This is a genomic window from Shewanella sp. SM32, assembly GCF_025654235.1.
Classification (GTDB): Bacteria; Pseudomonadota; Gammaproteobacteria; order Enterobacterales; family Shewanellaceae; genus Shewanella; species Shewanella oncorhynchi.
In genome coordinates, this window is record NZ_JAKKRO010000039.1 from 1 (window position 1) to 26,099 (window position 26,099).

The 26,099-nt window shown below is 46.4% G+C and carries 23 protein-coding genes; 14 read left to right on the forward strand and 9 right to left on the reverse strand.

Annotated features, from left to right (window positions below):
* Positions 1 to 417: 417 nt before the first annotated feature.
* Both rph and pyrE read left to right on the forward strand, forming a co-directional pair.
* On the forward strand, positions 418 to 1,131 hold the full coding sequence (gene rph, locus L5M10_RS15365; protein ID WP_006079862.1) for a ribonuclease PH: 714 nt from the start codon (positions 418 to 420) through the stop codon (positions 1,129 to 1,131).
* Positions 1,132 to 1,307: 176 nt separating this feature from the next.
* On the forward strand, positions 1,308 to 1,949 hold the full coding sequence (gene pyrE / locus L5M10_RS15370) for an orotate phosphoribosyltransferase (RefSeq protein WP_006079863.1): 642 nt from the start codon (positions 1,308 to 1,310) through the stop codon (positions 1,947 to 1,949).
* Positions 1,950 to 2,176: 227 nt separating this feature from the next.
* Here the strand turns inward: pyrE and folE are convergent, their stop codons facing one another.
* From folE to coaBC, 5 genes are all read right to left on the reverse strand, one after another.
* The gene (gene folE / locus L5M10_RS15375; protein ID WP_006079864.1) at positions 2,177 to 2,827 is read right to left on the reverse strand and encodes a GTP cyclohydrolase I FolE; all 651 of its coding nucleotides are present in this window, start codon (positions 2,825 to 2,827) and stop codon (positions 2,177 to 2,179) included.
* 270 nt (positions 2,828 to 3,097) lie between these two features.
* Positions 3,098 to 5,086: an alpha/beta hydrolase family protein gene (locus L5M10_RS15380; protein WP_263255531.1), complete on the reverse strand. Its 1,989-nt coding sequence runs from the start codon at positions 5,084 to 5,086 to the stop codon at positions 3,098 to 3,100.
* Between the two features lie 135 nt (positions 5,087 to 5,221).
* A complete protein-coding gene (gene slmA / locus L5M10_RS15385) occupies positions 5,222 to 5,815 on the reverse strand; it encodes a nucleoid occlusion factor SlmA (protein WP_113941097.1) in 594 nt (197 codons plus the stop codon).
* 34 nt (positions 5,816 to 5,849) lie between these two features.
* Positions 5,850 to 6,308 (reverse strand): dUTP diphosphatase, encoded by a 459-nt coding sequence (dut, locus tag L5M10_RS15390; protein ID WP_105251173.1) that lies wholly within the window; start codon positions 6,306 to 6,308, stop codon positions 5,850 to 5,852.
* The gene (coaBC, locus tag L5M10_RS15395) at positions 6,305 to 7,528 is read right to left on the reverse strand and encodes a bifunctional phosphopantothenoylcysteine decarboxylase/phosphopantothenate--cysteine ligase CoaBC (protein ID WP_173497931.1); all 1,224 of its coding nucleotides are present in this window, start codon (positions 7,526 to 7,528) and stop codon (positions 6,305 to 6,307) included. The genes dut and coaBC overlap by 4 nt, the downstream gene beginning before the upstream one ends.
* A gap of 122 nt (positions 7,529 to 7,650) precedes the next feature.
* Between coaBC and radC the strand changes: the two genes are divergently transcribed.
* The 5 genes from radC to L5M10_RS15420 all read left to right on the forward strand — a co-directional run bounded on the left by radC (position 7,651) and on the right by L5M10_RS15420 (position 11,146).
* The gene (gene radC / locus L5M10_RS15400) at positions 7,651 to 8,328 is read left to right on the forward strand and encodes a RadC family protein (RefSeq protein WP_113941095.1); all 678 of its coding nucleotides are present in this window, start codon (positions 7,651 to 7,653) and stop codon (positions 8,326 to 8,328) included.
* Between the two features lie 121 nt (positions 8,329 to 8,449).
* Complete coding sequence (gene rpmB, locus L5M10_RS15405; protein ID WP_006079870.1) at positions 8,450 to 8,686, forward strand: 50S ribosomal protein L28; 237 nt, start codon at positions 8,450 to 8,452, stop codon at positions 8,684 to 8,686.
* Between the two features lie 6 nt (positions 8,687 to 8,692).
* Entirely contained in the window at positions 8,693 to 8,866 is a 174-nt protein-coding gene (rpmG, locus tag L5M10_RS15410) for a 50S ribosomal protein L33 (RefSeq protein WP_006079871.1), read from the forward strand.
* 322 nt (positions 8,867 to 9,188) lie between these two features.
* Positions 9,189 to 10,508: an amino-acid N-acetyltransferase gene (argA, locus tag L5M10_RS15415; RefSeq protein ID WP_105251176.1), complete on the forward strand. Its 1,320-nt coding sequence runs from the start codon at positions 9,189 to 9,191 to the stop codon at positions 10,506 to 10,508.
* Positions 10,509 to 10,627: 119 nt separating this feature from the next.
* Positions 10,628 to 11,146 (forward strand): PH domain-containing protein, encoded by a 519-nt coding sequence (locus L5M10_RS15420; RefSeq protein WP_219255932.1) that lies wholly within the window; start codon positions 10,628 to 10,630, stop codon positions 11,144 to 11,146.
* A gap of 49 nt (positions 11,147 to 11,195) precedes the next feature.
* Here L5M10_RS15420 and rarD read toward each other — a convergent pair whose 3' ends face one another.
* On the reverse strand, positions 11,196 to 12,080 hold the full coding sequence (gene rarD / locus L5M10_RS15425; protein ID WP_263255532.1) for an EamA family transporter RarD: 885 nt from the start codon (positions 12,078 to 12,080) through the stop codon (positions 11,196 to 11,198).
* Positions 12,081 to 12,285: 205 nt separating this feature from the next.
* Positions 12,286 to 12,750, reverse strand: coding sequence for a thioesterase family protein (locus tag L5M10_RS15430; protein WP_131525639.1), 465 nt, complete (start codon positions 12,748 to 12,750; stop codon positions 12,286 to 12,288).
* 287 nt (positions 12,751 to 13,037) lie between these two features.
* On the opposite strand from L5M10_RS15430, the gene recQ reads away from it, so the two are divergent.
* Positions 13,038 to 14,861 (forward strand): DNA helicase RecQ, encoded by a 1,824-nt coding sequence (gene recQ / locus L5M10_RS15435; protein WP_263164969.1) that lies wholly within the window; start codon positions 13,038 to 13,040, stop codon positions 14,859 to 14,861.
* Here recQ and L5M10_RS15440 read toward each other — a convergent pair.
* Positions 14,843 to 16,624 carry a diguanylate cyclase domain-containing protein gene (locus tag L5M10_RS15440; protein ID WP_212601183.1) on the reverse strand — a complete coding sequence of 594 codons (1,782 nt, stop codon included), beginning with the start codon at positions 16,622 to 16,624 and terminating at the stop codon, positions 14,843 to 14,845. The genes recQ and L5M10_RS15440 overlap by 19 nt on opposite strands.
* Before the next feature lie 509 nt (positions 16,625 to 17,133).
* Between L5M10_RS15440 and leuA the strand changes: the two genes are divergently transcribed.
* The 6 genes from leuA to glpK all read left to right on the forward strand — a co-directional run bounded on the left by leuA (position 17,134) and on the right by glpK (position 25,478).
* Positions 17,134 to 18,702 carry a 2-isopropylmalate synthase gene (gene leuA / locus L5M10_RS15445; protein ID WP_113941087.1) on the forward strand — a complete coding sequence of 523 codons (1,569 nt, stop codon included), beginning with the start codon at positions 17,134 to 17,136 and terminating at the stop codon, positions 18,700 to 18,702.
* Between the two features lie 70 nt (positions 18,703 to 18,772).
* Positions 18,773 to 19,867 carry a 3-isopropylmalate dehydrogenase gene (gene leuB, locus L5M10_RS15450; protein ID WP_263255533.1) on the forward strand — a complete coding sequence of 365 codons (1,095 nt, stop codon included), beginning with the start codon at positions 18,773 to 18,775 and terminating at the stop codon, positions 19,865 to 19,867.
* 23 nt (positions 19,868 to 19,890) lie between these two features.
* Positions 19,891 to 21,291, forward strand: a complete 1,401-nt coding sequence (gene leuC, locus L5M10_RS15455) for a 3-isopropylmalate dehydratase large subunit (RefSeq protein WP_263140900.1) — start codon at positions 19,891 to 19,893, stop codon at positions 21,289 to 21,291.
* Between the two features lie 27 nt (positions 21,292 to 21,318).
* Positions 21,319 to 21,924, forward strand: a complete 606-nt coding sequence (gene leuD / locus L5M10_RS15460; protein ID WP_113941084.1) for a 3-isopropylmalate dehydratase small subunit — start codon at positions 21,319 to 21,321, stop codon at positions 21,922 to 21,924.
* 526 nt (positions 21,925 to 22,450) lie between these two features.
* On the forward strand, positions 22,451 to 23,800 hold the full coding sequence (locus tag L5M10_RS15465; RefSeq protein WP_263255534.1) for an outer membrane protein transport protein: 1,350 nt from the start codon (positions 22,451 to 22,453) through the stop codon (positions 23,798 to 23,800).
* Positions 23,801 to 23,993: 193 nt separating this feature from the next.
* Positions 23,994 to 25,478, forward strand: a complete 1,485-nt coding sequence (glpK, locus tag L5M10_RS15470; protein WP_263255535.1) for a glycerol kinase GlpK — start codon at positions 23,994 to 23,996, stop codon at positions 25,476 to 25,478.
* A 171-nt stretch (positions 25,479 to 25,649) separates the two neighbouring features.
* Here the strand turns inward: glpK and L5M10_RS15475 are convergent, their stop codons facing one another.
* Positions 25,650 to 25,985: a hypothetical protein gene (locus L5M10_RS15475; protein ID WP_168826581.1), complete on the reverse strand. Its 336-nt coding sequence runs from the start codon at positions 25,983 to 25,985 to the stop codon at positions 25,650 to 25,652.
* Positions 25,986 to 26,099: the final 114 nt, after the last annotated feature.

Sequence of the window (26,099 nt, forward strand, 5' to 3'; positions counted from 1 at the left end):
CAGTCAGACTGATCTACTAAAAACCTTAGCTCGCCATAGGCTCATAATGAAGCCGCAAGGATGATAAGGACAGTAGAAGCAGATATCCATCAGGGCCAGAGGCATACCTCAATAACAGGCCGAATATATGGGTGCAATGAACTCTTCTCAAAATTGATATCGAATGTCTTGCAAACCGGATGGGTCCATATATGGCGTGAATGCCATTTATGCAGGAGCAATAAATGGCCTTGCCTAAAGTGCGTTAAACTCCCGCTGAATTCTGCATCTTCAGGTTGTTTGGGTATAAGGACACGGATTAGGTGTTTGAGTGTGATGAGTTTGCCAGAGAATCACCCTAAGCATGGCATCCTAAGGCTCAAGCCCTTATAATATGCAGCCAAAATCGGTCAATGACTCAGAATACAGGAATCTCGCATGCGTCCAAGTAACAGAACGCCAGCACAAACTCGTCCCATCACTATCACTCGCCAGTTTACGGCCCATGCCGAAGGTTCTGTGTTAGTGGAATTTGGCGAAACCAAAGTGCTTTGTACCGCCAGTTTTACTGAAGGTGTGCCACGTTTCCTTAAAGGTCAGGGTCAAGGCTGGGTGACGGCGGAATACGGCATGTTGCCACGTTCGACCCATAGCCGTATGGATCGTGAAGCCGCTCGCGGTAAGCAATCTGGCCGTACGCAAGAAATTCAACGTCTTATCGGTCGTGCCCTACGCGCCTGTGTGGATATGAAAGCCCTAGGCGAAAACACTATCGTGATCGACTGTGATGTGATCCAAGCTGACGGTGGCACACGCACTGCCTCTATCACTGGCGCCTGTGTGGCCTTAGTGGATGCGTTGAACTGGGCGCGTGGTAAAGGCATCATTAAATCTAACCCGCTGAAATTCCTTATCGCTGCTGTCAGCGTAGGTATTTACAAGGGTGAAGCGATAAGCGATCTAGAATATATCGAAGACAGCGCCGCTGAAACTGACATGAACGTCGTGATGACAGAAACGGGTAAGATCATCGAAATTCAAGGCACCGCCGAAGGCGAGCCATTCAGCCACGAAGAATTACTCGAACTGTTGGCATTGGCGAAGAACAGCATTCGTGAAATCGTCGATGTGCAGAAAGCCGCACTGAACTAATATTGTGGTGATGAAAAAGCCCCGTCATGTTATAGAGTGCGGGGCTTTTTATTAACTGCAACTTTTTATTTGCAGCAAGATGCTAGTGTTAGACAAGCCCTGTACCGAATTAAATGTTACCCAATAAAACATTACCTAATAAAAACCAATAAAATACAAAGTCGTAAGGAGATATTGTGAAAGCTTATCAACGTGAGTTTATTGAATTTGCCCTAGAACGTCAGGTGTTGCGATTTGGCGAATTTACCCTTAAATCGGGCCGTATCAGTCCTTATTTCTTCAATGCGGGTTTGTTCAATACTGGCCGTGACTTAGCGCGTTTAGGTCGTTTTTATGCCGCTGCGTTAGTGGACTCTGGCATTGATTACGACTTGCTGTTTGGCCCTGCTTACAAAGGTATTCCGATTGCTACGACTACGGCCGTTGCCCTGTGTGAGCATCACGATATTGACATTCCTTACTGCTTTAATCGCAAAGAGAAAAAAGATCACGGTGAAGGTGGCAGCTTAGTCGGTAGCGAGCTGAAAGGCCGCGTGATGCTCGTCGATGACGTGATCACTGCGGGTACTGCGATTCGTGAGTCGATGGAAATCATCGAAGCCCATAAGGCACAATTAGCGGGTGTGTTGATTGCTTTAGACAGGCAAGAGAAAGGCAAGGGCGAGTTATCGGCCATCCAAGAAGTTGAGCGTGATTTTGGCTGCGGAATAGTAGCAATTATTAAACTCGCCGACCTAATCAGTTATCTGTCTGAAAAGCCTGGAATGGAAGTGCAACTTGCCGCCGTGAGTCAATATCGCGAGCAATATGGCATTTAAGTCTAGTGTTTGACGGCTGGTATTGATCAAGCGGCTATCGCAGGCTTGGTGAAATCAGTTAATCAGCCAGCATTGATCTTAGCTAGGTTGAGAAGGGGTTGATTGAGTGGGTATAAAAACAAAAAACGCTGCGATTCTTTATAGAAGGAATCGCAGCGTTTTTTATTGAGCTGTATTGGTTGCTATTGATTTCGACACGTTTTAAATAGCGTTAAGTTTCAATACATTTATTTAGACTGGTGCAAAAATTCGGCGCGGGTCGCAGGGTTAGATTTGAAAATACCGCCCAGCGCTGTGGTAGTGGTCGAACTGGTGGAGTCCATCACGCCACGGGATTTTACGCAGTAATGCACGGCATCCATTTTAACGGCAACGTCTTTGGTTTCGAGCAAGGTTTGTAGCGCGACTAACACTTGCTGAGTCAAACGCTCTTGCACTTGTGGACGTTGGGCAAAGAAACGCACAATACGGTTAATCTTTGATAAACCAATGATTTTTTTGCGTGGTAGATAAGCTATGGTCGCAGTGCCATCGATAGTCACTAAATGATGTTCGCAGGTGCTGGTAAGGCTAATGTCTTGCACTCGCACCATTTCATCGAAGCCCATCTTATTGTCGATAACCGTGATCTTAGGGAAGTTCGCATAATCTAAGCCGGAGAAGATTTCATCGACGTACATTTTAGCAATGCGGCGCGGCGTATCGGCAAGGCTATCATCTGACAGATCCAATGACATTAATGTCAGGATTTCTTTCATATGATGTTCAATCTTGTCTTTACGTTCTTCACTGCTGTAAACGCTTGGGAGCATTGGGGTTTCAAGTCCACGTTCTAATAACGCGGCTTGTACTTTTACTGCTGCTTCACTTAATGCCATCTTATCCTCCACTACGTCGTAGCGGCTATAACAGAAAACCTATGCTGATCATCGCGTGGTACTTGGGCTGTTCAGCATCAGATACAAATTATTGCTATTCTCGCTAGGGCAAGAATAGGGGGAGGAGGATAGCGCGAATTGCAGACAATTCATACCGAAAAACGCGCATAGGCCACATGAAAAAGCCGATAGTCCTTATCGGATATCGGCTTTAAATCTGCCACTGCCAATCGAGTTTAGCCTAGCAGTGTCGGCAAGTTTGAGTCAATTCTAAAGTTTCAGATTGGTTTTTAGGAAACTGAGCATTTGTTCATAGTATTTCGCTCTATGCTCATCGTTATAAAAACCGTGGCCTTCATTGTCCATCACCAGTTTTTGGTAAGGATAATTGTGAGCTTTTAGGCCTTTTTCGAGGGATTCGAGTTGTTCAATTGGCGCTCGCTCATCTTCACCACCATGCACCAATAGTATGTTTGCTTTGAGTTTATCGACGTTTTCAGAAGGAGACATTGCTTTAAGTACCGCTTTATCTTGGCCAAGCACATCCTTGAGATAGCTAGTACCAGAACGGCTGTTGGCGACATCGCCTTCATTAAACATCAATTCAAGATCATATACGCCAGCTACACCTATGGCGCATTTAAACATATCTGGCGCAAGCACAGCACTCTGCAAGGCGCTGTACCCACCAAAACTGCCGCCAACAATACAGATGCGTTCCTTATCGGCAAAACCTTGGTCAATAACGTACTGGGTTGCGTCGATAATGTCATGCTGAATATCTGAGCCCCATTTTTGATAGCCAGCGCGTTCAAATTGATCGCCATATCCGCCTGAACCACGGAAGTTGACCTGTAAAACGGCTATGCCTTGGCTTGCTAGATATTGGTTTTGTGGGTCAAAGCCCCACCAGTCACGGATACCGTGTGGACCACCGTGTGGATTGACGACTAAGGGTAGGTTTTTAGCTTCTTTACCAAAGGGGAGCGTTAGATATCCATGGAGTTGTTTACCATCACGGCTGGTGAAACTGATGGGTTTAACATCAGCCATTTGCTCTGGGTTGAGCCATTTTTTAGCGGCGGCTAGATATTCAAGTTTTAGTGTTTTCGTATCAAATATGTAGTAATCGCCAGGGTTTCGATCGTTAAACGCAAGTACAACGAGTTTTTCTGCATCTCGGGTTTCGCTAACAATTCGTACTTGATGGCCGGGGAGAGCACCAAGCAGATCTTTTAGTAATTTAGCGTGCGAATCCTCATTATCGACAAAGGCATAACTTGGGTAACCATTTTCAAACTCGACGGCGTAAAGTTGTTTATTGGTGCCGTTAATCCAAAAGTTGCTAGGGTCAACGTTTTCATCCTGAATGATTTCAGTTTTATCGCCCGTTTCGAGATTAATTTTGTAAACCCCTAAGGTTTCACCTTGGGATCGACCGGCGGCATAAATCGTATTTTTATCATCGGCAAAGGAGAGTGGTTTAAAATCAGCAAGACCTAGATTTAGTTTATCGGTATTTACCCAGTTACCGTCTTTGCGGTAGAACACTTTAGTAATGTTTTTATTGTCCTCACCGGCAACGAAGCGGACTTCACCTTGATGGTCTGTCATAAAACGGGCTCGGCCGATAGGTGAGCCTGTGATGCGTTTACGTGTGCCATTGAACAAGTCTACGCGATAGACATCTTGTGATAGTTCAAAGTCAAGATTGATCCTATCATTCCATGGAATAGCATTAACTAACATGTAGCGTTCATCATCTGGCAGAGGATCGAGGATAAACGCGCTCGCCCGCATAGGGGTATTTTTCTTGATATTTGAACCTGTTTGTTGCTCGCCACTCTCGAAGCCGAATAAATACGCTTTTCGTGAACCATCGGCATTTACCGCCATCAATTCACCGTAGTAGATAGGTGTGTCTTGCCAGCCTTTTAGGTATTCTTTTGCCAGTACCAGTCGCTCACTGTTGGCCCATTCATAGTCGCCGACTTGAGCATTATCGGGAAAACGTATCGCATTGAGGAGTTTTTTGGTTTGGGTATCTAAGACTAAGAGAACGTTTTTACCTTCGACACTTGTGATAGCGCTTAAGTATTTACCAGTAGGCGATATTTTTACATCCGAGTACTCATCACCTTTGCTGAATAACTGTGCTTGCGATAACGCATTCGCGTTGGAGCTATTGGCTGCAAAGGTGGATATTGGAAGTATTGGTAAGCAAAGTGTCGCCAACATGGCTAATCGGAAGAGTTTCATCTGACATCCTTGTAAAATCATTGTGTTTTTTGTTCTTAAAATGTTTTTCGAGGATAAAACAAAAGATGGGGCGAAACAAGGAAGGAATATCGAAAATAAAGGACGATAGTTACCGTCCTTTATGTTGAAAAATCATTAGCTTTGTAAAAGTTGGTGCTGGATAAAACGCCACTGTTCATCGAAGTGTGTCGTCGGTTTGAGTTTGAATTCACTTCGTACAAATTGAGCGATTCGGCCTTCGGCAAAGGCTAACAGTAAATTGGCTAATATGGCTTCGTCTAAGTTGAAGCCTTTACCTTCTCGCAGGGTTTTTTCCCGTAAAATTTGCTTTAACTGGGTTTCAATTTTGGCAAATAAGTTACCAATACGGCTTCGCAGGCGTTCATTTTCACCGAGTAGAGCATCACCGTTGAGAACGCGGGAAATTCCTGGGTTACGCTCGGCAAAGATCAGCAGCAGTTGCAGTACCAACTGGCAGCGCTTCATGGTGTCTTTTTCGTCATCCATGATTAAATTGATGCGCGACAATAACGACTCTTCGATAAATTCGATTAGGCCTTCGAACATCCGCGCTTTACTCGGGAAGTGGCGATACAGTGCGGCTTCCGATACACCGACTTCTGAGGCCAGTTTCGCTGTGGTGATCCTTTGTCCTGGGTTGGTTTCTAGCATCTGCGCTAGACATTGCAGAATGTGTTCACGACGATTAATTTTTGGGCTTACAGCCATTGCAGTATCCTTGGCTCAATAACGACTTAGGGGATTATTTAGTGCCTGAATGGCCAAATCCGCCTTCACCACGGTCTGAGCTGTCGAACTCATCAACGAGTTTGAATTGTGCTTGTACCACAGGAACAAACACCAGTTGCGCGAGACGATCGCCCATTTCTAAGGTGAATGGACTGTCACCACGATTCCAACAAGATACCATTAAGGGGCCTTGGTAATCTGAATCTATGAGTCCGACTAGATTCCCCAGTACGATACCGTGTTTATGGCCAAGGCCTGAGCGCGGTAAAATCACCGCTGCAAGTCCTGGGTCGGCCACATGAATGGCAATCCCCGTGGGAATGAGCACTGTTTCACCCGGTGCTATGGTTAAAGCCGTGTCTATCATGGCGCGAAGATCCATGCCTGCACTGCCTGCGGTGGCGTAAGCGGGCAAGGGAAATTCTGAGCCGATACGGGAGTCGAGAATTTTTAATTCAATCGGTGTTTTCATGTATTTGTTTTTTCTTTCACTATCAACGAAAGTAATTGCCGTGCCAACGTGAGTTTGTCAGTAGCAGGCAAATCTTGACTGCCGTGCGGCCAGAAAACACGCAGGGCATTAGCATCGGCATTAAAGCCTAGGCCAGCAATGGAAACGTCGTTTGCGGCGATCATGTTCAAGTTTTTACGTTTGAGCTTATCACGCGCATAGGCTTCTACATCATGGGTTTCGGCGGCAAATCCCACCACAAAAGGACGGTTAGGTAAGCTCGCAACCGTGGCTAAGATATCAGGATTCCTCACCAGCGCAAGTTGCATTTCTTCGGTCGATTTTTTGATCTTACAGGTAGCAATATCGCTAATGCGGTAGTCTGCAACGGCGGCGCAGCCAATAAAAATATCTTTTTTATCAACGTTATCCATAACAGCATCGAGCATATTTTGCGCCGATTCAACATCAATGCGTGTCACGCCTTCTGGGGTGCTTAGATTTACTGGGCCTGAGACTAAGGTGACTGTTGCCCCCATATCTGCCGCGGCTTTGGCCAGTGCAAAGCCCATTTTTCCAGAACTGTGATTTGAAATGTATCTGACGGGATCAATTGCTTCACGGGTTGGTCCGGCGGTAATCAGCACCGACTGTCCTGCGAGTGGCTTAAATTCAACGGCGTCAGGCGTGGCAAAAAATTGTGTAGCCAGTTCCGCTATGTCTAATGGCTCTAACATACGACCAGGACCCACTTCACCACAGGCCTGACTGCCACTGGCGGGTCCCCAAAGTGTAAAACCACGTGATGCTAGGCTAGTTAAATTAGCTTGAGTTGCCAGATTACGGTACATCTGTTGGTTCATTGCTGGACACAGGGCAATTGGCGCCTCAGTGGCAAGACACGTGGTGGTGATTAGCTCATCGGCCATGCCTGCATTAATCCGCGCCAATAGGTTTGCGGTTGCAGGGGCGATGATGACGAGATCTGCCCAACGAGCGAGTTCTATATGACCCATGGCTGCTTCTGCTGCGGGGTCGAGCAAGCTAGATGCCACTGGATGTCCAGACAACGCTTGCAGCGTCAGAGGCGTGATAAATTCCATCGCACTTTGGCTCATCACCACGCGCACATCAAAACCACGCTCTTTCAAGCGACGTACTAAATCAGCACTTTTATAGGCCGCAATACCGCCGCCAATGCCCAGCAGGACGTTTTTATTTGTCAGACTCACAGACATCATCCGAGATAGAAATAATGCCGGCAACAATATCACAAAGCGGTGAATTTTAGTGACTATCCCAGTTCAAAAAATCTCGTCCATACTCAGTAAAGTGAAAATATGTGAGATGACAGGGAGGTCGCATGGGGATTAAAGATTGGCCTGAGGGCGAAGGTCCCAGAGATAAACTGTTACAAAAAGGAGCTGCGCATCTCTCGGATGCTGAATTACTGGCAGTATTGCTGCGTAACGGTTTAGCTGGATTAAACGCGGTTGACCTTGCTAGGTCGCTTATTTGCGAGTTTGGCGGCCTCAGAAACCTGCTCTGTGCCCCAAGAAATCAGGTGTGTCGACTTCCGGGCGTAGGACCTGTAAAATACGCCCAGCTTCAAGCTGCGGCCGAATTAGCGCGGCGTGTAGCGCAGGAAAATCTGCAAAGAGGTCAGGTTTTGACAAATCCCGATTTAACTCGGGACTATTTAATGCGACAATTGGCCGATCGCTCCTATGAAGTGTTCGCAGTTTTACTGCTGGATAGCCAGCATAGAGTGATTCAATTTGTCGAATTATTCCGCGGCACAATAGACTCAGCCTCAGTATATCCACGTGAAGTGGTGAGCTTAGTGCTGGAGAAAAAGGCCGCAGCAGTTATAGTTTGTCATAATCATCCGTCTGGTATTGCCGAGCCCAGTCAGGCTGACCGACGAATAACTGAGCGATTAAAAAATGCGTTAGCAACCATAGACGTATCCTTGTTGGACCATATGGTTGTAGGTGATCGAGAGATAGTTTCTTTTGCAGAACGAGGCTGGATTAATTAATCTAACACTTGATCTTCACTCTGTGATCGTGTATAAAATGCGCCCTCTTTGTGCCTCGGGCGACGGCCATACGAGGCACATTAATGCTCGAGCGTTAAAATTGTTTTTGGAGAAGATTGACATGTCAAGAGTATGCCAAGTTACTGGCAAGAAGCCGATGGTTGGTAACAACCGTTCGCATGCAAAAAACGCGACCCGTCGTCGTTTTTTACCTAACCTACAAAACCACCGTTTTTGGTTAGAAGAAGAAAAGCGTTTCGTACAGTTACGTGTATCTACTAAAGGTATCCGTCTGATCGACAAAAAAGGTATCGAAGTTGTTGTTGCTGAACTTCGTGCCCGTGGCGAGAAGGTATAATAGATCATGGCTAAAGCTAAAGGTAATCGTGAGAAGATCAAATTAGTTTCTACAGCTAAGACTGGTCACTTCTACACAACTGAAAAAAACAAGCGTAACATGCCTGAAAAAATGGAAATCAAAAAATTTGATCCAGTTATTCGTCAGCACGTTATCTACAAAGAAGCCAAAATCAAGTAATCCTTGGTTAGTGTTTCGAGAAAAGCCCCTTATTTAAGGGGCTTTTTTTTGCATTTTTTTAGTGGCTAGTCATCAAGTTGAGATAATTGCCTCGCAAACTGATGCCGCTGAATCATCCCCTGTGAAGTTAAAAAAGTGTGAACACTTACTGAAAATATAAAATAGTGCAGTTCTAAGCACTTTAAATCATCAAATCTGCACTTTAGTGAGAATAAATTCTTTATATGTGAATTAAAATGCAATACCATACGCGAAAGTTAGCGATTCATTCCTGGTGTGTCATAGTGACGCTGCCAGCTCAAAAATGAGGTGTAAATAACGCGTGCGTACCACTGAACTGGTTGATGGATTTCGTCATTCTGCCCCCTATGTTAATGCCCACAGAGGTAAAACTTTTGTGGTCATGCTGGGTGGTGAAGCTTTGGCTCAAAATCAATTCCGCGCCATCTTAAATGATGTCGCCCTGCTGCACAGTTTAGGGATCAAAGTGGTGTTGGTATATGGCGCTAGGCCGCAGATTGATGCTGCATTAGCCGCCAACGGTATTGCGCCTGCCTACCACGACGGTGTGCGTATCACGGATGAAGATTCGCTCAAAGTGATTAAGCAAGTTGCGGGTGCACTGCAATTTGATATCACAGCGCGTTTATCCATGAGTTTAAGTAATACGCCGATGCAAGGTGCGCAAATTAACTTAGTGAGCGGCAACTTTGTGATTGCTCAACCACTGGGTGTGGATAATGGTGTGGACTTTTGCCTGAGTGGCAAAGTGCGTCGTATTGATGTGCAAGGCTTAAAACGTCAGTTAGATAATCACTGCATCGTATTGATGGGGCCGATTGCGGCTTCGGTTACTGGTGAAAGTTTTAATCTCACCGCTGAGGAAATCGCGACTCAAGTGGCAATTAAGCTTAAAGCCGACAAGATGATCGGCTTTAGCTCACAGAACGGTATTCTCGATCGTAATGGCGATGTAATTGCCGAGTTGATGCCAAATGATGCGCAAAACATCATGAACAAGCTGGCCGAGCAAGGGTCTGCTTGTGTTGGCACTATGGCGTTTCTCAAAGCCAGTATCGATGCTTGCCGCAATGGCGTACCGCGTTGTCATTTAGTTAGCTACCTCGAAGATGGTGCCTTGTTGCAGGAACTGTTTTCTCGCGAAGGGATAGGCACACAAATCGTCACTGAGAGTGCTGAGCGTTTACGCTGTGCGTCAATCGCCGATATTGGCGGTGTGTTGAACCTTATCCGTCCATTGGAGGAACAAGGCATTCTGGTGCGTCGTAGTCGTGAGCAGCTTGAGATTGAAATCGAACAGTTCATGTTGATTGAACGTGATGGTTTAGTGATTGGTTGCGCTGCGCTCTATCCTTTTGAAGAGGACAATGCGGGTGAGTTTGCTTGTTTAGTGGTGCATCCCGATTATCGCGATGCCGACAGAGGGAGCTTACTGCTGAAGAACATTATCAATCAGGCTAGAAACCGTGGTTATTCACGCTTGTTTGCATTGACAACTCGGAGCATTCATTGGTTCCTCGAGCATGGTTTTGTGATTGAAGATGTTGAAGCACTGCCACAGAAGAAGAAGCAGTTGTATAACTATCAACGCCGCTCAAAAATTCTCGCGCTCGATCTTTAAGCCGTTCTAAATCAATCCAATCAATGCCAGCCTAGTACTCATATTAGCGCTGGCATTTTTATTGACATAATATGTCTTTATTGGCAGATTAAGACTTCACTGCACGGGAGATACTGCCAATGAGTCCTCAATTTTTTGAACTCGCCCCTTTAACCCAAACCTCTATCTTCAGTTTTATCGTCTTATTGCTCGGTTTAGCGGGTATCTTACTGATGTTATGGCTAAAAAATATGCCTAAGATAGCGAAGTCAGCGAGTTTAGGTATATTGCTGGTGATGATGGGCGGATTTTCTTGGGTCTTCTATCAATCGAATAGCGCCGAATTAGTGTTAACCGATACAGAGCTCACATTGGATGTTCCCTTCTATAAAGTGCAGTTATCCCGCGTGGATTTATTGCCCGCCGAGGCACGCATAGTCGATTTGCAACAAGAGGCAGATTTAACGCCGAGCTTTAAAACCAACGGTATAGGCATGCCAGGATTTCAATTGGGCTGGTTTAATCTACAGGGGAAAGGCAGGGCATTTTTGGCGATAACAGATAAATCGCAGTTAGTGTTAGTGCCAACGACTAAAGGCTACAGTTTATTACTGACAGTACCGCAAGGGAGTGAGTTTTTAGCACAGTTACAGAAGTAATCATCATATGTCATCACTTCTGCCACTGTGTTTATCGGCGTGATAATGCTCACGCCGTTTTGCGTTTATAGGCCATATCTAAGGTAAAGACGAGCAGCGCGCTCCAGATAAATCCGAAGGTCACGCCTTTTTCGGCATCGAAGGGCTCATTGAATAGACTCACCGCGAGGATAAACATAATACTCGGGCCAATATATTGGAAAAAGCCGAGCATAGACAATGGAATACGTACCGCTGCCCCTGCAAAACACAGCAAAGGAATGGTAGTCACTATCCCAGCCGCCATTAACATCAGATTCAATTGCCAATCATTAGTCAGCATGCTCGCTGTGGCTGTGTCTAAGGTTGCGACGAGATAAATCAGCGCTACCGGTAATAACACTGCGGTTTCGACCAATAATCCGGCCTTAGCATCCACATTGACCTTTTTTCGCAGTAGCGCATAGAAACCAAAGGTGCCCGCGAGTGCCAGTGAGACGATGGGAATTGAGCCAAAAGAGATTAACTGGATCAATACGCCAGCGCTGGCGAGTGAAACCGCAAACCATTGCAGTTTACGCAATCTTTCGCCTAGAAATAACATACCGAGTAAGACGTTGAGTAAAGGATTGATGAAGTAACCTAGGCTGGCATCGAGCATGTGATCGTTATTTACCGCCCAGATAAATAGTAGCCAGTTTCCCGCGATCAGTATGGAAGTAATGGTGAGAACCATCAACTGTTTAGGCTGTTTAAACAGTAAGCGTAAGCGAGAAAAACCGCCGATAAACTGTATAATGATCAGCATAAACACGAATGACCAAATCACTCGATGGAGCAAAATTTCGGTGGCGGAAACATGGTTGAGTAATTTGAAATATAAAGGCGCAAAACCCCACATACAGTAAGCACTGACGGCAAGTAGGATCCCTTTGCGGTATTCAAGATCTGGCATGAGACATCTTCGAAGAACAACAAGGTGGCGATTGTAGGTGTGTCTGACCGCTGACTCAAGGGCATCGCCGTGTTCTTTTCGTTACAGAATATCTCCGCAATAGATTGAATGGGCGATTAAAGTGAGTAACCATCCTGTTAATTAAGACGTTTACCTTAGTCAATTTTGAGCCCTAAGGCACTAATACACATCTAAATTTAACCACCTAACCCACCATATAAGTCCCTGTTCCAAAAGCGATATGCGTGCCTTGCTCATTATGTAGTTCCATGCGGCATACTGAAACTCGATTACCCGCACGAATGACGCTGCCCGTGCCCGTAAAGGTGAGGCCGCGTCCCGGCCGCAGATAATCGACGCGCATATCAATCGTCCCTAAAGTTTGGAGGCGTTGTTGTAATTCTTCAATCGTCCAATCTTCACGGCTTGCAACCAGTCCTGCAAATGCGGTGAGTCCGCCGACCACATCTAGTACTGTAGCTGTGACACCGCCGTGGAGGATCTGTTGATGGATATTGCCAATAAGTTCTGGTTTCATATTGATGACCACTTCGACACCGTCGACATCGTAGCGTTTAATATCGAGCCCGAGCAGATTATGAAAAGGGACATGTTGATCAAAGACTTCTGCCACTCGGCTTAATATCTCGGCTTGGATTGGGTTTGTCATGGTTTCTCATCCTTGTCACTGAGTGACGGTATTAGGCGTAATTGGATTTGTTATCAACACTTAGATTAACAAAGTGCGGCTTAGAGCAATTAATCTACAGTGAAGCGTGCGCAGAATGCAACTTAAGCTAGATTGAAGATAAATTGGCTATGGGCATTATGGTTAGTTGAGGGAGGGCGATCTTAGTCGATGACATTTATCCAGAATGGGTTTACGACAAGATGGCGCAAGACAGGAGCGGTTCAGTCCTTTAGAATAGGCCCCCTCACTTTTGACATAGAAGATCCATGGAAAAGCTCGTACTCGACACGCATGATGATCCGCTCTCGCAACGCCTCGCACAGGTGTTTGGTTACCGTGACTTTAGGGACGGTCAGCGGGAGGTGATAGAACGTGTCTGCGGCGGGCAAGATTGCTTAGTGATCATGCCAACGGGCGGCGGTAAGAGTCTGTGTTATCAGTTACCTGCCTTGATGATGAATGGCATCACTATTGTCGTCTCCCCATTGATTTCTTTGATGAAAGATCAAGTCGATAGCTTGTTGCAAACCGGTGTTGCTGCGGCTTATCTGAATTCCTCATTGCCGCGCGAGCAGAGTGCCGAAGTATTAAGGCAGCTACGCCACGGTGAGTTAAAACTGCTTTATGTGTCACCTGAACGTTTATTAACCGCTGATTTTATTGAGCGCATGCAGTCGCTCCAGCTCGCGATGTTTGCCATCGATGAGGCGCATTGTATCAGTCAGTGGGGTCATGATTTTCGCCCAGAATATGCGGCGCTCGGCCAGTTAAAGCAACTCTTCCCCTATGTGCCCATGATGGCGCTGACCGCAACAGCAGATCAGGCGACTCGGCAGAGTATTTGTGAGCGGCTCGGTATTGACCCATTCCGTTTACTTTCAAGTTTCGATCGGCCCAATATTCGCTATACAGTCGCCGAAAAGCTTAATGCAGCTAATCAGTTACGACATTTTTTAACGCAGCAGAATGGTACTAACGGCATTATTTATTGCAGCAGTCGTCGCCGTGTCGATGAAGTGGCTGACCGTTTATGCCTGCAAGGTTTTAATGCCAAGGCCTATCATGCGGGAATGACGCAGGAAGACCGTGGTGCAGTACAGGATAGTTTCCTTAAAGATCAAATTGATATTGTGGTTGCCACTGTGGCTTTCGGTATGGGGATTAATAAGTCTAATGTGCGCTTTGTAGTGCATTACGATATCCCGAAAAGTATCGAAGCCTATTATCAGGAAACGGGCCGAGCAGGACGTGATGGGCTCGATGCAGAAGCTTTTATGTTGTTCGATCCCGCCGATATTGGTCGGGTGCGACATTTGATTGAACAGTCCGAGCCAGGACCGCAGCAACAGGTCGAATTCCACAAACTTAATACTATGGCTGCCTTTGCTGAGGCGCAGACCTGTCGCCGCCAAGTGTTGCTGCATTACTTTGATGAGAGTGCATTAGAGCCCTGTGGTAACTGCGACATTTGCCTCGACCCGCCTAAGCGTTATAACGGCACCGAAGATGCGCAGAAGGTGCTGTCATGTATTTTCCGTTTAGGCCAGCGTTTTGGTATCAATCATTTAATTGAAGTGTTGCGCGGTTCGAAAGGCGCGCCGATAGTCGATCGAGGGCATGACAAACTCACGACTTGGGGGATTGGTAAAGACAAGAGCCATGAATATTGGTTGAGTGTGATCCGCCAACTCATTCATTTGGGACTGGCGAGTCAAGATGTGACTCGCGGTTCATCTATTACCCTAAACCCATCAGCACGACCTGTGCTCAAAGGGGAAGTGGCGCTAATGCTTGCTGAACCGCGTATTCAGTTAACAACCACAAAACGTAAGGCGAGTCAGTCTAAAGCACCGTTGAATTATGACCGTAAGTTGTTCGCACGGTTGAAGTTATTGCGTAGAACCATTGCCGAGCAGCAGGATGTGCCGCCGTATTTAGTCTTTAACGACGCTACCCTCGCAGAAATGGCAGCCATGATGCCAACGAGCGCGGGGGAAATGCTCGCCGTCAACGGGGTTGGCGAGCGTAAACTGAGTCGTTTCGGTGACGCTTTTCTCGATGAAATCGCGGCTTATTTAGCGGGAGAATAATAGTTTGGATTATTCTCATTGACTTTAACCTTGCCCAATTGATTGATACTGGCTCGCTTAATTAAAGACTCTAAGGTATCAAACTGTTGCATCGCCGCTATACCAATATTGACCTTACTTGAACCCTGCCAAGGCTGAATGCAAGCAACTAACTGACTAACGACTCTTTTAGCACCAGTTGCCGAGGTATGCGGCAGGATAATGACAATTTCATCCATCGAATATCGGATTAACTTATCTTGCTCCCGTAGTCTGTGTTGTAGCTCATCCTGTAAGAGAGGCAGGTCAACTTGACGGATCTGACTCGCATTAAACAATAATAAAGACAGTGGGTAATTACCTTGTTTGGCACTGTTTAATGCTGATGTGACTTGTTGGAGCAGCGTTTCAGCAGGTTCATTACCTTCAATATGTGGGGCACGATTATTCTGTTTATCAATCAAATACCAAATAGCTCCGCCCAATAATGCCATCGCGATTAAGAACAGTGTGCTATAGGCCCAATCGACATTTAGCTCTTGTAAGATTGAATCTTTTTCTGGTGCAGTGCTATTTGGCTCCTGCTGCAGATCTTGTTGATTTAGGCGGGCCTTAAATTGCAATATCCGAGCATTATTCATCGCTTGATTGGTGAGCTCGGCCGCTCGATAACGTTTGAGCAAGAAAGAATAGGCTTGTTTAAAATCCCCTTTTTCTAAGTAGTGATCGCTCATGATCCCGTAAAACCCTTTAAGATCTGAGTATTGTTTTAGGTTTTCAGCTTGCTCAATAGCGTGATTCATGAGGATTAAAGCGGCATCTTCTTGATGCTGAGCAAAACGAATTTGGGCGAGTAGGCGAGTTGAACGCATTGTCGCTAATTGTTGATTTTGTTTTTTAAACGTATTAATCGCGATAGAAAGATATTCTTCGGCATTATCGATGCGGCCTTTATCGAGCGCGATTGAGGCCAAAATGGCATAACTGTAGGCGAGTTCAAGTGGCGAACCGAGCTCAGGTAAAAGCGCTTTAGCTTGTTGTTCGAGTTTATCACTGTAATCAAACTCTTGATTATCAAGCGCTATCCGAGCTGCATTGCGTAAAATAAAGTGTAAAACTTTCCCTTTTGCATCGGCACTTTGTATACCTAAGTTGGTGTAATACATGGCTTGGGGGAAATCATGGGTGGCATAAAGTAAATTTCCCATCGCGGCATACACATAGGCCTGTGGTGGCCAAATCCAATTTTGGGTTTGAGCATGAATATCCGGATAAATATCAATCGCGAGGCGTAAATCTTCGATAGCAGAAGAGAAGTTGTCAGTGTCAGTATCGAGTTGGCCACGTAAGCGTAAAGCATCGACTAAGGCTTGTGGTTGCTGGTAACGTCGCGCGAGGTTAATGGCTGAATCAAGCAAGGGCAGCGCATTTTGAATATTGTTATAGCTAAGGTTGGCATCGGCTTGGCAAATCAAAAAGTAAGGTCGTACTTGATCTAGCTTAAGTTGTTTAGCGTTTGCTTCGCCTAATTGAGCGACGTTGATAGCGGCTTCATTTTCCCCTATTTGTAGTAGGTTTTGGCATTTCAACACACTTAATCTGAGTCGATTGATATCCGAGCTTGCACTGGTCGCAAATTGTTTTTCTAACGCTGTTATTTGAGTGAGTGCTTTACTGGGATATTGGTAGACGAGTTCAGTGAGTTCATCTAATTGGTCTATAGCACTGGCCCCAAAGGGAAACAGCCATAACAACAGGCTCAGTACCAAGACGCGAAAATCCATTTTGTGCTCCATATAAAATGCGTAAGTTCTAACATCCCTAATCACTAAGGCGGGATTATAACTTTTCTTAATCGTTTTTTGCATAAAAAACTATTTTTTTCTAAGGGGAATAAGTTAACACATCCCAGTGATTTCTGAATCCAAACAGCCGGTTAATTCTGTGGAATCGATCACTAATTTGGGGATGAAACTCACCGTTATTAGCCTTAAGACAGGTTGAATGAGTGGAACATGAAAAAATTAGGGTTGACACTATCGGCTAGGCAAGTTAAATATTAACCGTCCTCAATAATTCAAACAGAATAAATATACAGATTAAATGAATATTATTAGCCGCAAACTCGACCTCCTCCTTCTCTCTCTCGCGGTTTATACGCGGAGGTCTTAGTGTTGCACGCTCGATAAAGAGGCAAAGCATTCACAAACCCCGCACCGATGTTGCGGGGTTTTTTGTATCTGAATACGGCAAAAATTAACTAACGAACGGTGACGTTCCATGGAGAAGCGAGATGTCTAACCGAGTCATAATATTTGATACTACCTTGCGTGATGGTGAGCAGGCGTTAGCCGCAAGTTTGTCGGTCAAAGAAAAACTACAGATCGCTATGGCGCTGGAACGTCTGGGTGTGGATGTGATGGAAGTGGGTTTTCCGGTTTCTTCACCCGGTGATTTTGAGTCAGTGCAGACCATAGCGCGTACCATCAAAAATAGCCGTGTTTGTGCTTTATCCCGTGCACTTGAAAAGGACATAGATGCTGCGGCGCAGGCCTTGTCAGTTGCAGATCAATTCCGTATCCATACGTTTATCTCGACCTCAACGATTCACGTTGAGAGCAAGTTGAAGCGTTCTTTCGATCAAGTGTTAGAGATGGCGGTGGGCGCAGTGAAGTATGCCCGCCGTTTTACTGATGACGTGGAGTTTTCCTGTGAGGATGCGGGGCGTACGCCCATCGATAATCTATGTCGTATGGTAGAAGCCGCCATTCGCGCGGGCGCACGCACCATTAATATTCCCGATACGGTCGGTTACACAGTGCCAAGCGAGTTTGGCAATATCATTCAAACTTTGTTTAATCGGGTGCCGAATATCGACCAAGCGGTGATCTCAGTGCATTGCCACGATGACTTAGGTTTGTCTGTGGCTAACTCGATAACCGCAGTGCAACACGGTGCGCGTCAAATTGAATGTACGATCAATGGCATAGGTGAGCGTGCGGGTAACTGTTCGCTGGAAGAGATCGCGATGATTTTAGCGACGCGTAAGGGGATGTTAGGGTTAGAAACGGGCATTAATGCCAAAGAAATTCACCGTACTTCTAATTTAGTCAGCCAGTTATGCAATATGCCAGTGCAGGCGAACAAGGCGATTGTCGGTGCGAATGCCTTTACCCATTCGTCGGGCATCCATCAGGATGGCATGTTAAAAGCACAAAATACCTATGAAATCATGACGCCAGAAAGTATAGGTTTGAATCGCAATAACTTGAATATGACCTCTCGCTCGGGTCGCCATGTGATCAAGCATCGCATGGAAGAAATGGGCTATAGCGAGCACGATTACAATATGGATACTCTGTATGAAGAGTTTCTAAAATTGGCTGATAAAAAAGGCCAAGTATTTGATTATGATTTAGAAGCCTTAGCCTTTATGGAAGCGCAGGCCGAAGAAGACAATCACTATCAATTGCAGCAATTAGTGGTGCAGTCTGACTCAACTGAAGGCGTTGCTACGGCGACTGTGCGTATCGAAGTGGGCGGCGAAATTAAAACCGAAGCCGCAACGGGTAATGGTCCTGTTGATGCTGCCTATAACGCGATTGCCCGCGCAACTGATCGTCGAATCGATATCATCAGCTATAAGTTAGGTGCTAAGGGCGTAGGTCAAAATGCCTTAGGCCAAGTGGATATTACCGCGGTTTACCACGAGCAAAACTTTCACGGCGTAGGTTTGGCAACCGATGTGGTTGAAGCCTCGGCACGCGCTTTAGTGCATGTGATGAACTTAACGTGCCGCGCAGACAAGGTTGCCGATTACAAACAAAGCATGCAAAAAAATCGAGAGCTAGGCGGCGTTTAGTCGCTAAAAGCATCCAAAGAATAGCAAGGTCGAGCATAAAGCATTTACATTTAAAGGAGTTGGCTGGCGTATGAGTTATCAAATAGCAGTATTAGCAGGGGATGGGATCGGCCCTGAAGTGATGGCAGAGGCGCGTAAAGTGCTGCGTGAGGTTGAAGCGCGTTTCGATTTGAGTATCGAATACACTGAATTCGATGTTGGCGGTATTGCCATTGATAACCACGGTTGCCCACTACCCGATGCCACGCTAAAGGGCTGTGAAGCGGCCGATGCGATCCTATTTGGTTCAGTCGGTGGCCCTAAGTGGGAAAAGTTACCGCCAAATGAACAACCTGAGCGCGGTGCGCTATTGCCTCTGCGTGGTCACTTCGAACTGTTTTGCAATCTGCGCCCAGCCAAACTGCACGATGGCCTAGAGCATATGTCACCGCTGCGCAGCGATATCTCTGCCCGTGGCTTTGATGTTTTATGTGTGCGCGAGTTAACCGGCGGTATTTATTTTGGTAAGCCAAAGGGTCGCCAAGGTGAAGGCGAGAATGAAGAAGCCTTCGATACCATGCGTTATAGCCGCCGTGAAATTAGCCGTATCGCCCGTATCGCCTTCGAAGCCGCCCGTGGTCGCCGTAAAAAAGTGACCTCAGTGGATAAAGCCAACGTGCTCGCCTGTTCAGTGTTATGGCGCCAAGTGGTTGAAGAAGTCGCGGTAGATTTCCCCGATGTCGAGCTTGAACACATCTATATCGATAATGCGACCATGCAGTTGCTACGTCGTCCCGATGAGTTCGATGTGATGCTATGTTCTAACCTGTTCGGCGACATTTTATCCGACGAAATCGCCATGTTAACGGGCTCTATGGGCTTGTTGTCATCGGCGAGCATGAACAGCACTGGCTTTGGTTTATTTGAACCTGCGGGTGGCAGTGCGCCCGATATCGCGGGCAAAGGCATTGCAAATCCTATCGCCCAAATTCTGTCGGCGGCATTAATGCTGCGCCACAGCTTAAAGCAAGAAGAAGCCGCCTGTGCGATTGAGCGTGCCGTAAGCAAAGCATTAAATTCTGGCTACTTAACCGGTGAGCTATTGAGCAGCGACAAGCGTAGCCAAGCTAAATCAACCGCCGAGATGGGTGACTTTATCGCCAATGCTATAAAGGAAGGTGTGTAATGACGACTGTGCCAAAAAACGCGGTGGCAAAAACGCTGTATCAAAAAGTATGGGATGCCCACGTTGTAGCGATTCCTGAAGGTGAAGCGCCGATCATTTATGTCGACAGACATTTAGTCCATGAAGTGACTTCCCCCCAAGCATTCAGTGGCTTAAAAGTGGCGGGCCGCAAACTGCGTGCACCGGAAAAAACCTTTGCCACTATGGATCACAACACTTCGACCCGTAGCGCCAGCTTGGATGCGCTAAGCCCAATGGCGCGCACACAGGTTGAAACCCTAGCGCAAAACTGTAAAGACTTTGACGTGCGTTTATACGACATTCATCATCCTAATCAAGGGATTGTGCATGTAATGGGCCCTGAATTGGGTATCACCTTGCCGGGAACTGTGATTGTCTGTGGTGATTCCCATACCGCCACCCACGGCGCCTTTGGCGCATTGGCGTTTGGGATTGGTACATCGGAAGTTGAGCACGTTCTAGCAACGCAAACGCTGCGTCAGTTAAAAGCTAAAACCATGAAGATTGAAGTGCGTGGTCATGTCACCGAGGGCGTGACCGCCAAAGATATCGTCCTCGCTATTATTGGCAAAATCGGCATGGATGGTGGCACGGGTTACGTGGTGGAGTTCTGCGGTGAGGCGATTGAAGCCCTGTCGATGGAAGGCCGCATGACAGTGTGCAACATGGCGATTGAAATGGGCGCTAAGGCGGGCATGGTCGCGCCGGATCAAACCACTTTCGACTATTTAGCAGGCCGTGAATTTGCACCTAAGGGCGAAGATTGGGCAGAGGCTGTCGCTTACTGGAAAGCCATTAAAACCGATGACGGCGCGGTGTTTGATGCTGTCGTTGAGTTAGATGCTGCCGATATTGCGCCGCAATTGACTTGGGGTACTAACCCAGGCCAAGTAGTGGCAATCGATGGCAAAGTACCCGATCCCATTAGTGAAGCTAATCCAAGCACCCGAGCTAGTATGGAAAAGGCTTTAGAATACATTGGCCTGAGTGCGGGTACGCCGATGACAGACATCAGTATCAACAAGGTGTTTATCGGTTCTTGTACTAACTCACGGATTGAAGATTTACGCAGCGCCGCCGTACATGCCAAAGGCCGTAAAGTCGCGAGTGGCGTCACCGCGATTGTAGTACCTGGTTCTGGTCAAGTGAAAGCCCAAGCCGAAGCCGAAGGTTTAGATAAAATCTTTATCGAAGCCGGGTTTGAGTGGCGTTTACCGGGTTGTTCTATGTGTTTAGCGATGAACGATGACAGATTAGAAGCGGGCGATCGCTGTGCGTCGACCAGTAATCGTAACTTCGAAGGTCGCCAAGGCCGTGGCAGTCGTACCCATTTGGTGAGTCCGGCAATGGCCGCCGCTGCTGCGGTGGCTGGGCATTTTGTCGATATTCGTAAACCTTACTAATTACCGTAAACCCAAGAGGAGAAGTTAATGCAACCTTTTACGACCCATACCGGGCTTGCGGTCATGATCGACAGCACTAATATCGATACGGATCAGATCATTCCGAAACAGTTTTTGTCTAAGGTGACGCGCGATGGTTTTGGCGTGCACTTATTTCATGACTGGCGTTATTTAGATGATGCGGGCGATGTGCCTAATCCTGAGTTTTCATTGAACCAGCCTCGTTATAAAGGCGCTTCAATTCTTTTGTCGCAGGAAAACTTTGGTTGTGGTTCAAGCCGCGAGCATGCGCCTTGGGCGCTGGCGGACTTTGGTTTGCGCGCCATTATTGCACCGAGTTTTGCCGACATTTTTTACGGCAACTCAATCAATAATGGCCTATTGCCTGTGGCGTTAACCCATGCGCAGGTGCGTCAGTTGATGGATGAAGTGGCGGCAGAAGAAGGCGCGCAAATCACGGTTGATCTCACAAGCTGTAAAGTGATTGCACCGTCAGGTGCCGAGTTTAGTTTTACGCTGGCAGAGTCGGCGAGACATAAGCTACTCAATGGGTTAGATGCTATTGGGCTGACCTTGTCCCATGCTGTTCAAATCAGTCAGTACGAAACTCAAATCCAAGGTTGGCGCCGCTAAACTTTCAGCGCACATTTGTACTCGTGTTGAGTCTATATTTAAGCGCCTAGGTTAATACCTAGGCGTTTTTGTTTTGAATCCCAATACTCTCTTAATTTAATTGATTGTATTTTAAAGAATAAATTTTTATTGTCGTTTTGATACTAGAAAATTTTATTCTCTGCAGTGATTTATGCTGAATTTGTCGAGTTTAAATGATTTACAGGTGTTCCAAAGTTTTAATTTTTTATCTTGTTGTTTAATATTGATATTTGTTGGTTTCTTAATTTAAATCTCACGACTGTCGTGAATGATTTTTGAGTGTTTAAAGGTTGGCTTTTGTTTGAATTGTGATGTATGTCACTAAATCTGTTTTAAAGTCGCATTTATTTAGAGTTTTTGTCTGTTTTATCTCCTTTGGTTGCAAACATCTTCTGCATAAGTAAACTGCTGCGCATTCAATATGGAGTGTTTGCTCTATTTTGCCTGAACGCCGCAGTACTCATCTAAGTAGTACAGATAACAATAATATGATTAGAGAATAACAATGCAAAAACGTCTTCTGACTTTGGCTGTCACTGCAGCCTTGCTAAGTTCAACGACTCAACTCCATGCCGCAGGTTTTCAACTTGCGGAATACTCTGCTACAGGTTTAGGTCGCGCCTTTGCGGGTGAAGCCGCTATGGCGGATAACGCTTCGGCTCAAGGTCGAAATCCTGCCATGCTCACTTATTTAGAAGGACGTCAGTTGTCCGCGGGTGGTATTTACGTTATGCCAAACGTCGATGTGACTGGTGATGTGAGCCTTAGCTCACCGTTAATTGGTCCAAATCCTGTTGTTATGAAAGGTGGCGATGCACTGGATGTGGCCGATGACGCACTTGTGCCAAATTTTTATTATTCAAATCAGCTAAATGATCAATGGACTTGGGGGCTAGCGGTAAACTCTAATTATGGTCTAGCCACTGAATTACCCGCGACCCACGCAGCGGCTATTTTTGGTAACAAGACTTCGGTTACGACCGTTGAATTTAATCCAAACATTGCTTATCGCATCAATGATGCTGTCAGCGTTGGTGCTGGTGTACGTATCGTTTATGGTGAAGGCGAAATTGGTGCCTCATTACCAGGTTGGGTTGATGGTATCAAACCTGCTCTGCCGGCTCCTGTGCAGGCTGTGTTACCTCCAGGTGGCACTGAGCTGAAAAGTATGAAGGGTGATGATGTGGGTTATGGCTGGCAGTTAGGTGCAAGCTGGCAAATTAATCCTGCTCACCGTTTGGGTTTTGCTTATCACAGCGGCGTGCAACTGGACTTGGATGGTCATGCCTCTGGTGTGCTGTACACTGGCGGCCAAGATGTGTCCATTGAAGGTTATTTACCGCTTGAATTGCCCGCTTTTGCAGAGATAGCTTCCCATCACCAATTGACCGATAACTGGGCCATGCATGCGAGTGTGAACTGGACCGATTGGAGTGTATTCGATCAACTAGTGGCTTATTTCCCTTGTGAAGTTAAGCCTAAGGGCGGCTTAGAGTCTGATTTAGTTAAAGAAGAGCACTTCGAAGATAACTGGCGCTTCGCGCTAGGGACGACTTATCAAGTGAATAACGACTGGTTAGTGCGTGCCGGTGTTGCTTTAGATAAAACGGCGGCAAATGACGAGTGGCGCACAACCACAATTCCAGACTCTGACCGTCTGTGGTTCTCTGTGGGGGCAGGTTATCAGGCAACTAAGAACCTGAACGTTGATTTTGCTGTGACTTATATTAAAGCGACTGGCGATGCGCCAATCAACGAACAGCAAAACCTATTGAACCTCGCGACTGTTAACTTTAACGGCGAAGCAAGCGGCGATGTATGGCTTGCGGGTATCCAAATGAGCTACAAGATGTAAGTTCAGTATGTTAAAAAAAGCCCTGAATTTTCAGGGCTTTTTTATGGCTATAGCATGGTGGCGTTATCTTGTTTTACGGCTTGCTTGCTGGTCACGGCGGTAAATTCCGAATATATTCACTGCATAAGTCGGTGGATCATGTTAATTCTCCCTAGCATAAAAAGGCGGCGGAGAGTTCAGATAGGATAGTAGTGTGCAGAAAAAATACGTGGTGGCCTTAGATCAAGGCACGACCAGCTCAAGGGCGATAGTGTTCGATCACGACGCAAACATTGTCAGCGTGTCCCAGCGGGAATTTACCCAGTTGTACCCTAATCCGGGTTGGGTCGAGCATGATCCCATGGAGATTTGGGCAAGCCAAAGTTCAGTGTTAATTGAAGTATTGGCGCGTGCGGGTATTCACAGCGATGAAGTGGCCGCCATTGGCATTACCAATCAGCGGGAAACCACTGTTATATGGGAGAAGGCCACAGGTAAACCTATTTATAACGCGATTGTGTGGCAGTGCCGTCGCAGCGCTGAGATTTGTGAGCAACTCAAAGCTCAAGGGTTAGAAGAATATGTGCGTGAGAATACCGGTTTATTACTCGACCCTTATTTTTCAGGCACTAAGATCAAATGGATTCTAGATAATGTGCCCAATGCCCGTGAGCAAGCTGAGCGTGGTGAGTTGTTGTTCGGCACTATCGATACTTGGCTCGTGTGGAAGTTAACCGAGGGCAAGGTGCATGTCACCGATCCCACCAATGCTGCCCGCACTCTACTATTCAATATCCATAGCCTGACTTGGGATAATAAGTTACTCGAAGCCTTAGATATTCCGGCGTCTATGTTGCCAGAAGTTAAACCTTCCTGCAGCGTGTATGGTACAACACGGATTGCTGGCGAAGGCAGTGAAATCCAAGTTGCAGGAATGGCGGGCGATCAACAGGCTGCGCTTTTTGGTCAGTTATGTGTCGAGCCCGGCATGGCGAAGAATACCTACGGTACTGGTTGTTTTTTATTGATGAATACAGGGACCAAAGCGGTGCGCTCAAACCATGGCTTATTGACTACAGTTGCCGTGGGGCCTAAGGGTGAAGTGAACTATGCCCTTGAAGGTTCAGTCTTTATGGGCGGCGCGACCATTCAATGGCTGCGAGATGAACTGGGGCTTATTCGTGATGCCAGTGATACTGAGTACTTTGCCTCTAAGGTCGCCGATACTAATGGCGTGTATCTGGTGCCCGCTTTTGTGGGACTCGGTGCGCCCTATTGGGATCCCAATGCCCGTGGTGCGCTATTTGGTCTGACACGCGGGGCGAATCGTAATCATATTATTCGGGCGGCGTTAGAATCCATCGCTTACCAGAGTAAAGATTTACTCGATGCCATGATCAAAGACAGTGGCGTCAGCCTTAAGCGTTTAAAGGTGGATGGCGGCGCGGTCGCTAATGATTTTTTGATGCAATTTCAAGCCGACATTACCGATGTCGAAGTGTTAAGGCCAAGCGTTTGTGAGACAACCGCTTTGGGTGCGGCATTTTTAGCTGGGTTGGCAGTGGGCTTTTGGGAGAGTGTGATAGAGCTTGAGCACAAAGCCTGTATCGATAAGCATTTTGTCCCTAATATCGATGCCCAGACTCGAGTACAGCTATACACAGGTTGGCAGGACGCGGTGGCCAGAACTCGAACTTAAACAATACGCCTTGAGGCGGCATTGGTTTGAGATAAAACTTAATTTGAGGTATCGCATGATTCGAAATCTGGCCTGATTTCAGACATGCTCGATAGTGCTGCTAAAAAGAGGCTAATAAAAAGGCGCTAATCCAATGGGATTGCGCCTTTTCCGTTTTATATCAGTACGGATTTATACTTCTACATCAATGATATGTTGGCTCGGTGGCTTCTTGATTTCTGCGGAATCATCGGTCACTTCAAGTACGACACCTTCTTTTAGTTTTAGCGTTTCGGTTTCATCCGATGCACGGCGTTTCTTATTTTTATTGTTATCTGATTCTTTGCGTCTTTCCCTGACTTTAGTATTGCGGCTTTCTAACGCTGGAGGTAACTGCGACTGCGGTGTTTCATGGCTATCGGGGGCATTTGCGCTTGCGCTGCTGACTTGGTCAACAACCCGTTTAGGGTGAAACACGGCTTTTACTGGCTGTGCCAGCATGGCATAAATGCTATCCAATCCACTCATAACGCCTCCTTGTTATTACACCTCTTAATATGATATCGGCTGAAGTAGGTCAATATTTAGACTATACGCCGTTTAACTTGTTAAGGCGAATAAGGCGAGCCATTAGGTAGCTAG